The sequence below is a fragment of the uncultured Neisseria sp. genome, assembly GCF_951230505.1.
Lineage (GTDB): Bacteria > Pseudomonadota > Gammaproteobacteria > Burkholderiales > Neisseriaceae > Neisseria.
In genome coordinates this window covers 1-6,642 of record NZ_CATNVN010000102.1, presented here as the reverse complement: position 1 = coordinate 6,642, position 6,642 = coordinate 1, and the positions used below count along the sequence as shown (strand labels likewise).

Genomic DNA, 6,642 nt, shown 5'->3' with positions numbered 1-6,642 from the left:
GGTAGTATGAACGGCGCCGGATACCAAGCCGTCCACGTCGTTTTGCGCCATCATCATGGTGCCGAGGACGACGGTGTCTTGCAGTTGTTTGCGTGCATCTTCAGGAGTCAGGCCTTTGGATTTGCGCAATTCGCACATCGGCTCGACGTATTGCTCAACCAAAGAAGCAGGATCGATGATTTCCAAAGAATCAGGTAGGGAGATGCCACGCTCTTTCGCTACGGCTTCAACCTCTTCGCGGGTAGCCAACAGTACGCAACGGGCGATGCCTTTTTCGTGACAGATAGCGGCGGCAGCGACGGTACGCGGTTCTGCACCTTCAGGCAGAACGATGCGCATATCGGCTTTGCGTGCGAAATCGATCAGGTTGTAACGGAATTGGGCTGGAGACAGGCGTTTGGCTTCGCGTTTGGCCAAAGCGGATACGTCTTGTAGTTTGTCGCTGGAGCCGAAGAAAGTCAGGCCGGTTTGCTCGGCAACTTGTGCGCCTAAAGCAGCGGCTGCGCCGTCAATGATAAAGCCTTCCAATAAGCCTGGGGAGTTGGTGTAGAGCTGTTTGGTGAGGTTTAATTGTTGGGCAATGGCGGCTGCGTCGGTGTTGTCGGATTTCAGCGCCAATACAACGCCTGCGTCCAAAGATAACGCCAATTCGACGTTTTTGCCTGCCAAGAACAATTTGTCCGCATCAGGAGTGATGCCTTCGATAACGAGGTTATCTGCGTTCAATGCTGCAACTTTACCGACAAGCGCGTCGAACCAGTCGTCGCTTTTGCCTTGAGCCAACAGGGCTTCTGTAGTGGAGTCAACGGCTTGGAAAACTTGCGCATTCAATGCCGCTGCAAATGCTTTTGCCGCTGCATCGGCGCTCAGGCCGGTAGATACCGGTGCGATCAGGATTTTTGCCATTTTGTGTCCTCTCTTTCGGTGATTGTAGAAGGGTGTTGCTGTGGCGCAGCTGGTGCTGCATTTTATCACTTTGGGATAACATATACACGGTCATATTGACATATGTCATCAGGCCGTCTGAAAAGTATAAACGCAATGGACCAAATCCATCAATCCCCCATTGCCGCCAAAAGCTCGGCTTGATGTTCGGCAATCAGGGCATTGGTAATTTCTTCTAAGTCGCCGTCCATCACAAAATCCAGTTTGTGCAGGGTAAGGTTGATGCGGTGGTCGGTCACGCGGCCTTGTGGGTAGTTGTAGGTGCGGATGCGTTCGCTGCGGTCGCCGCTGCCGATCAGGGATTTGCGTTCGGCGGCTTCTTTGGCTTGGGCTTCGCGTTTTTGTGCATCGTTTAAGCGGGCGGCGAGGACTTTCATCGCCTGCGCCTTGTTAGCGTGTTGGCTACGGCCGTCTTGGCATTCGACCACCATACCTGTCGGCAAGTGGGTAATGCGGACGGCGGAGTCAGTTTTGTTGATGTGCTGACCGCCGGCACCGGATGCGCGGAAGGTATCGATGCGCAGGTCGGCGGGGTTCAATTCGATGTCTTCGAGTTCGTCCGCTTCGGGCATGACGGCGACGGTGCAGGCGGAGGTATGGATACGGCCTTGGCTTTCGGTGGCAGGGACGCGTTGCACGCGGTGGCCGCCGGATTCAAATTTCAGACGGCTGTACGCCCCGAGTCCGATAATGCGGGCTATGACTTCTTTATAGCCGCCCAATTCGCTTTCGTTGGCGGAAACGATTTCAACCTGCCAGCGGTTGCGCTCGGCGTAGCGGCTGTACATACGCAGCAAATCGCCTGCAAACAGCGCGGCTTCGTCGCCACCGGTACCGGCGCGTACCTCGATAAAGATATTTTTATCGTCGTCGGCATCTTTTGGCAGCAGCAGTTTTTGCAATTCGGTATCGAGTTCGTCGATTTTGGCTTTTGCCGCTTCGATTTCTTCGGCGGCAAAGTCTTTCATTTCAGGGTCGGACAGCATTTCTTCGGCATCCGCCAAGTCGCTTTGTGCAAGTTGATAGTTTTGAAAGACTTCGACGACGGGGGTCAGTTCGGCGTGTTCGCGTGTGAGTTTGCGGTAGTTGTCCATGTCGGACGTGGCTTCAGGCTGACCGAGCAGGTGCGTGACTTCTTCCAGTCGGTCGCTGAGTTGTTGTAGTTTTTCTAAAATAGACGGCTTCATAAATTTTCCAAAATACGGATGCCGTCGAGTGGTCTGCAACGGCGAAATAAGGCGTTATTATAATGGGTTTGAATGAAAATTCAAAAAGATATGATGGATTGGAAAGGCCGTCTGAAACCTGTTTTGAAGTTTCAGACGGCCTTTTTTCATATGTGCTTATTTAGGCGCAGCCAAGATGCCTGTTTGGTTCAGCAGGAACAAAACGGTAAAGCCGGTCAAATAAATCAAACCGATAATGGCGAGGAAGTTCATGCCCATGGTCAGTTTGTGGCGTTTGTCGCCTTTGACGAGGCGGTAGTTCAGCCAAGCGAACACAGGGGCGGCAACGAAGGCGGTAATCATGGCGAATTTGAGCAGTTCCGCCATCGCGCTGTTGAACCAGAAAATTACGGCCAAGCCTGAGCCTGCAACCCAGACGTTCCAAGCAAACAATTCGACATTGCCGGTTTTGTCTTTGCCGCGCAGCAGGCGTACCGGTTCGGCAATCGCGCGGGCGTAGCCGTCCACTACGGTAATGGTGGTGCCGTACATGCAGGCGAAAGCAATAAATGCCACTAATGGACGAGACCAGTCGCCGATGGTAACGGCGTACATATTAATCAGTTGGCCAACATATTTGCCGCCCGCCATTTGCACTTCCTCGCCGTTGCCGTATTGTACATATGCACCCAAGGCGAGGAAAACGACCGCCAAAATCGCGCTGGTAATGTAGCCGACGTTGAAGTCAAAAATGCCGTCGCGGTAGCTGGAAGGGTTGATGCGTTGTTTTTCAGTAACCCACAAAGAGTTGATGGCGGAAATTTCAATCGGTGCAGGCATCCAGCCCATCAGCGCGATGAGGAAGCCCAAGCCTGCCAGTGTCCACGGGGTAGGCTCGATAAAGTCGGGTTTCATCTGCATGCCGCGAGACATGGCCACGGCTGCTGCGGCGACGGTGGCGATGGTCAGGCTGACGATGATGATTTTGGAAACGTTGTCCAATGCTTTATAGCGGCCGCTTGCCAAAATCAGCAGGCAGGAAACCATAATCATGACGGACACCATGCCGGCATCGAAAGTCAGCGACGGGATCGCCATTTTGACGATGGCGGCGGTAACGATGGCGACCGCACCGGCATTAATCGTTGCCGATGCAATACACAAAATCAAAAATACCCACAAATAAACGCGACTTTTTTCGGCATAGCCCTCAATCAGGCTTTTGCCCGTGTCCAGCGTGTAATGTGCGCTGAAGCGGAAAAATGGGTATTTGAACAGGTTGGTCAGAATAATAATCAACGCAAGCTGCCAGCCGTAAAGTGCGCCTGCCTGCGTGGAGGCAATCAGGTGCGAGCCGCCGACTGCCGCCGAAGCCATCATGATACCCGGGCCGAGAGCATTGATTTTGCTCTTCCAGGTGGAAGCGTGTGTATGTTGTTCAGCCATAATTAGTTTCCGTCTTTTTCAGACGACCTTATTATCAAAAAAAAGCATATTTTAACGTAAATAAAAAGTTTGCCCAATAATATGCGTAATACTTTTTATCAATCAAAGGGAAAATACGGTGTTAAAAAGCCGAGATGACGGAGTGAACGATATTTTGTGCCAAAAACATTTTTTCAGACGGCCTTGTATCGCTTTTTATTCATGAATATGGGGTAGGGAGGGCTGAGTGTGTCCGTTTGGAAACGGAACGGCTGAACGAGGCTTTTTGATGCCTTGAGGTCGGCATATTAAGGGGAAGTATGGAGCAGGGAATCCACGTTTTGCTCGGTTATTTTAGCCAGTTGTGCCAGCGGTACGCCGCGCAATTCGGCGGCAATTTCGGCGATACGGCGGATGTTGGCCGGGGTATTGGTTTCGTGGTCGAGCATAAAGGGGCTGTCGGTTTCGAGAACGAAATCCGTGTCGTCTAAGGCTTGTAAGGCGGTACGGACTTTTTTTGCATTGGGATTGAGCAGCAGCGAGCCTATGCCGATTTTGAAGCCGAGTTTCACCAAAATCCGCGCTTCTTCTGCGCTGCCGGAGAAGGCGTGAACAATACCGCCTCGTGTGAAACCGGCGGTTTTGACGGCGGCGGCAATGGCGGCGGTGGCTTTCAGATTATGGATGATGACGCGGCGGTTGAGGTGTCGGGCGAGGATAAGTTGGCGGATAAAGACGTCGGTTTGTGTGTCGCGTTGCGCTTGGGTTTGCTCTTTGTCATAAAAATCCAAGCCGATTTCGCCAACCCATGCTTGCGGATGCCGGATTAATTCTTTCTCTAACTCTTGGAATGCCGCTTCGTTGAGGCCATCTGAAAACCACGGATGAATGCCCAAAGCAATATGGATGTTTTCAGACGGCCTTTCCAACTGCGCAACTGCCTGCCAATCATTGGGAGATGTAGCCGGTACGATAAAACGCACCACGCCGGCGGCTTGCGCTTCGGTAAGCACGGCAGGCAGCGTATCGGCAAGTTTGGGATCGGCAAGATGGCAGTGGGTGTCGGTGAAAGTCATATTTAATGGCGGTTACAGCAGATTTAATTGTCGCAATTCTTGTTGCACCTTATCTGCATTCCAGTCATGAGATACGGCGAGGGTCATCAGCGCAGTGGCAGTTTCGAGATTGCATTTGCCGCCGTTGATGATGCCTGCCTGACGTAAAGCATCTCCTTGGGCATAGACGGCGGCGGCGCAACCTTGCGGCACTTGGCTGATGTTGAGCAGCAATTTGCCTTGTTGCGTAAAGGCTTGGACGGCTCGGACAAACGCATCGTTGCTTGGCGCATTGCCGTGGCCGTAGCTTTGCAGAATCAGGGCTTGAGTGGAAAGTTGGGGCAGGCCGTCTGAAAGTTCTTGCGCGGCATAACCGGGAATCAGCGTGCGGACGGAAACTTTGGCTTCAGGATTTGGAAGACGCGGTTTGAGGCCGTCTGAATGTTGGGTCGGGGCAATATGGATATTGTGCCAACCTTTGTTTTCCTCCCATTCGGCGAGTGCGCCAAAATGCAGGTTGTCAAAACCTGCGGAGGTCTCGGTGCTGACCTTGCTGCTGCCGACGGCGGAGAAGAGTTTGCCGTCAAAGGCAATGGCCACTTGTTTGAGCTTGAGCGAGAAGGCGGAAACGGCGGTGGCAAGGTTGCGCGGCGCATCGCTGTTGGCGGCATCGTAAGGCCATTGCGATCCGGTCAGGATAACGGGTTTGTCTAAGCCTTGCAGCGAAAGGGCGAAGAGGTTGGCAGTGTATGCCATGGTATCCGTACCGTGTAGCACCAAAATGCCGTCATAGTCAGGCAGTTTGGCAATAATAAGCTCCAGCCAGTTGCGTTGGTTTTGCAGCGTTACCGCGGAAGAGTCGATGAGCGGCTGACAAACGTGCCATTCGAAATCAAGGCCGTCTGAAAAGGGGGCAAGGGCTTTATCGACGAGAGCGGTGTCGGGATGTAGGCCGGCGCTGCTTTGGGTCATGCCGATAGTGCCGCCGGTGTAGAGGACGAAGATTTTTTGTTTCATGGTGTTTTGGGTCAATGATAGAGGCCGTCTGAAAGCGGAAAAATGTTTCAGACGGCCTGGAATGGTTTATTGATTGGCTTGTTTTTTAGCTTTTGCGGCGCGTTTTTCTTGCAGTTTTTCACGGAAGAAGGTATGGCGTCGGTGTTTTCTCCACCAAATCCAGCCGATGATGACTGCGCCGATGCCCAGTACGGTAAAGATACCTGATTGCAGGCTGTGCATTTTTTTCATCAGCCAGTCGGTATTGCGTGCGCCGTATTCGCCCAGATAAATCCAAACCGGAACGGAAATCAGCGCGGCCAAGCCGTCCATCAGGATAAAGCGCAGGTAGGAAACCTTACGGCTGATACCAGCGGTCACGAAAACGGCAGTACGCAGGCCGGGCAGGAAACGGGCGACGAATAAAACCCAGTTGCCGTATTTGTCGAATTTTTCCTGTACTTGGGCATAGCGTTTGGGTGTCATCACGCGCGCAATCGGTTTGAATTTAAGGATTTTTTGTCCCCAAATCCGGCCGGCCGCAAACATAAAGCCGTCGCCTACCAATACGCCGAGCATGCCGACGGCAAACATAATATGCGAGTTGGTATAACCCAGGCCGGAAATCACACCGCCGGTTACCAGCGTCAAATCTTCAGGAATCGGCACGCCGAAGCCGCAAATAACCAAAACGAAAAACACGGCCGCATAGCCGTATTCAACGAAAAAAGATTCTAAAATTGCAAACATGGCCGCCGTCCCACGATAAATATTGATTAATGATTGGATTAAGTTGGAATTTTACCAAAGATAAGGCTGTCTGAAAGCAATCACAAGCAGATATTGTTTAAATTTGACGGTAGTTTGCAAAAAAAAACTTGAAATTCGGACGTGGAAAGTTGGGATTTGAACAGATTTGGCAGGTACAATAGCTGCTGGTTTATCTTTCAAACCCGAAATGGCGGTCTGCTTTCAGACGGCCTGTTCAGGAAAATGAAATCATGAAATACAGAGATCTGCGAGAATTTATCGCCGGATTGGAAGCTGATGGCAAA

At 51.9% G+C, this 6,642-nt stretch carries 6 protein-coding genes; all 6 read right to left on the bottom strand.

All coding sequences use genetic code 11. The features are described from left to right. Positions 1-906: phosphate acyltransferase (locus Q1M25_RS07145; protein ID WP_300483373.1), on the bottom strand; the 906-nt coding region annotated here is incomplete at its 3' end. A gap of 149 nt (positions 907-1,055) precedes the next feature. Further along, positions 1,056-2,132: a peptide chain release factor 1 gene (prfA, locus tag Q1M25_RS07140; RefSeq protein WP_049329850.1), complete on the bottom strand. Its 1,077-nt coding sequence runs from the start codon at positions 2,130-2,132 to the stop codon at positions 1,056-1,058. 156 nt (positions 2,133-2,288) lie between these two features. Next, positions 2,289-3,557 carry an Nramp family divalent metal transporter gene (locus Q1M25_RS07135; RefSeq protein ID WP_049344377.1) on the bottom strand — a complete coding sequence of 423 codons (1,269 nt, stop codon included), beginning with the start codon at positions 3,555-3,557 and terminating at the stop codon, positions 2,289-2,291. Between the two features lie 287 nt (positions 3,558-3,844). Then, complete coding sequence (locus tag Q1M25_RS07130; RefSeq protein ID WP_293204934.1) at positions 3,845-4,612, bottom strand: TatD family hydrolase; 768 nt, start codon at positions 4,610-4,612, stop codon at positions 3,845-3,847. Between the two features lie 12 nt (positions 4,613-4,624). Further along, the gene (locus Q1M25_RS07125) at positions 4,625-5,608 is read right to left on the bottom strand and encodes an asparaginase (RefSeq protein ID WP_293204937.1); all 984 of its coding nucleotides are present in this window, start codon (positions 5,606-5,608) and stop codon (positions 4,625-4,627) included. Between the two features lie 66 nt (positions 5,609-5,674). Next, entirely contained in the window at positions 5,675-6,337 is a 663-nt protein-coding gene (locus Q1M25_RS07120; RefSeq protein ID WP_101755331.1) for a DedA family protein, read from the bottom strand. Between the last annotated feature and the right edge of the window lie 305 nt (positions 6,338-6,642).